The sequence below is a fragment of the Methylophaga sp. SB9B genome, assembly GCF_004832235.1.
GTDB classification, from domain to species: domain Bacteria; phylum Pseudomonadota; class Gammaproteobacteria; order Nitrosococcales; family Methylophagaceae; genus Methylophaga; species Methylophaga muralis.
In genome coordinates this window covers 2,501-5,209 of sequence record NZ_SSXS01000020.1, presented here as the reverse complement: position 1 = coordinate 5,209, position 2,709 = coordinate 2,501, and the positions used below count along the sequence as shown (strand labels likewise).

Below are 2,709 nucleotides of genomic sequence, written 5' to 3'. Positions count from 1 at the left end.
CACCCAACTTACTTGGGGTTATATGGTCAAGCCTCACGGGCAATTAGTATTGGTTAGCTTCATACATTACTGCACTTCCACACCCAACCTATCAACGTAGTGGTCTTCTACGGCCCTTCAGGGACTTAAAGTCCAGGGAAATCTAATCTTGAGGGGGGCTTCCCGCTTAGATGCTTTCAGCGGTTATCCCGTCCGTACATAGCTACCGGGCAATGCCATTGGCATGACAACCCGAACACCAGGGGTACGTCCACTCCGGTCCTCTCGTACTAGGAGCAGCTCCTCTCAAATTTCCAACGCCCACGGCAGATAGGGACCGAACTGTCTCACGACGTTCTAAACCCAGCTCGCGTACCACTTTAAATGGCGAACAGCCATACCCTTGGGACCGGCTACAGCCCCAGGATGTGATGAGCCGACATCGAGGTGCCAAACACCGCCGTCGATGTGAACTCTTGGGCGGTATCAGCCTGTTATCCCCGGAGTACCTTTTATCCGTTGAGCGATGGCCCTTCCATTCAGAACCACCGGATCACTATGACCTACTTTCGTACCTGCTCGACGTGTCTGTCTCGCAGTCAAGCACACTTTTGCCATTGCACTAACCGTATGATGTCCGACCATACTTAGTGTACCTTCGTGCTCCTCCGTTACTCTTTGGGAGGAGACCGCCCCAGTCAAACTACCCACCATACACTGTCCCTAGTCCAGATAATGGACCGAGGTTAGAACTCCAAACATACCAGGCTGGTATTTCAAGATTGGCTCCACAAGAACTGGCGTTCTCGCTTCAATGCCTCCCAGCTATCCTACACAAGTAGGTTCAAAGTTCAGTGCAAAGCTGTAGTAAAGGTTCACGGGGTCTTTCCGTCTAGCCGCGGGTATACGGCATCTTAACCGCAATTTCAATTTCACTGAGTCTCGGGTGGAGACAGTGTGGCCATCGTTACGCCATTCGTGCAGGTCGGAACTTACCCGACAAGGAATTTCGCTACCTTAGGACCGTTATAGTTACGGCCGCCGTTTACCGGGGCTTCGATCAAGAGCTTCGTCCGAAAACTAACCCCATCAATTAACCTTCCGGCACCGGGCAGGCGTCACACCCTATACGTCCACTTTCGTGTTTGCAGAGTGCTGTGTTTTTAATAAACAGTCGCAGCCACCAGTTCACTGCAACCCCCGTCAGCTCCACGAGCAAGTCGCTTCACCTAATGAGGGCACACCTTCTCCCGAAGTTACGGTGCTATTTTGCCTAGTTCCTTCACCCGAGTTCTCTCAAGCGCCTTAGAATTCTCATCCCATCCACCTGTGTCGGTTTGGGGTACGGTCGCTTGTTACCTGAAGCTTAGAGACTTTTCCTGGAAGCATGGTGTCAATCACTTCATCCCCTACGGGACTCGTCATAATGCCTCAACTAAGCTCTACGGATTTTCCTATAAAGCACGTCTACACACTTAAACCAACTCTTCCAACCGTTGGCTGATCTAACCTTCTCCGTCATCCCATCGCAGTAACAACCGGTACGGGAATATTAACCCGTTTTCCATCGACTACGCATTTCTGCCTCGCCTTAGGGACCGACTCACCCTGCTCCGATTAGCGTTGAGCAGGAAACCTTGGATTTTCGGCGAGGGGGCCTCTCACCCCCTTTATCGTTACTCATGTCAGCATTCGCACTTGTGATATCTCCAGCAAGCTTCTCAACTCACCTTCACAGACTTACACAACGCTCCTCTACCATGCCACACAAAGTGTGGCATCCATAGCTTCGGTATATGGCTTAAGCCCCGGTACATCTTCCGCGCAGGCCGACTCGACTAGTGAGCTATTACGCTTTCTTTAAAGGGTGGCTGCTTCTAAGCCAACCTCCTAGCTGTCTGTGCCTTCCCACCTCGTTTTCCACTGAGCCATAATTTTGGGACCTTAGCTGATGGTCTGGGTTGTTTCCCTTTCCACGACGGACGTTATCACCCGCCGTGTGTCTCCCATGATTGCACTTCTTGGTATTCGGAGTTTGCATGGGGTTGGTAAGTCGGGATGACCCCCTAGCCCAAACAGTGCTCTACCCCCAAGAGTGATACATGAGGCGCTACCTAAATAGCTTTCGAGGAGAACCAGCTATCTCCTGGCTTGATTAGCCTTTCACTCCGATCCACAGTTCATCCCCGCATTTTTCAACATACGTGGGTTCGGCCCTCCAGTTAGTGTTACCCAACCTTCAGCCTGACCATGGATAGATCGCCAGGTTTCGGGTCTAATCCATGCAACTAATCGCCCTATTAAGACTCGGTTTCCCTTCGCCTCCCCTATTCGGTTAAGCTCGCTACATAAATTAAGTCGCTGACCCATTATACAAAAGGTACGCAGTCACAGAACAAGTCTGCTCCTACTGCTTGTACGCACACGGTTTCAGGTTCTATTTCACTCCCCTAAACGGGGTTCTTTTCGCCTTTCCCTCACGGTACTAGTTCACTATCGGTCGATAAGGAGTATTTAGCCTTGGAGGATGGTCCCCCCATGTTCAGACAAGGTTTCTCGTGCCCCGCCCTACTTGTCGCAAGCTTAGTACCTTTAACGCTTTTTCGTGTACGGGGCTATCACCCTGTATCGCTAAGCTTTCCAGCTTGTTCCACTAAAACGTTAAATATTACTTGCAGGCTGTTTCCCGTTCGCTCGCCGCTACTAGGGAAATCTCGGTTGATTTCTTTT

At 50.9% G+C, this 2,709-nt stretch carries 1 rRNA gene (running past one end of the window); it reads right to left on the bottom strand.

Annotation, left to right across the window (positions count from 1 at the left end):
* Window positions 1–22: 22 nt before the first annotated feature.
* Window positions 23–2,709 (bottom strand): 23S ribosomal RNA (locus E8Q33_RS14920) (it continues 219 nt past the right edge of the window).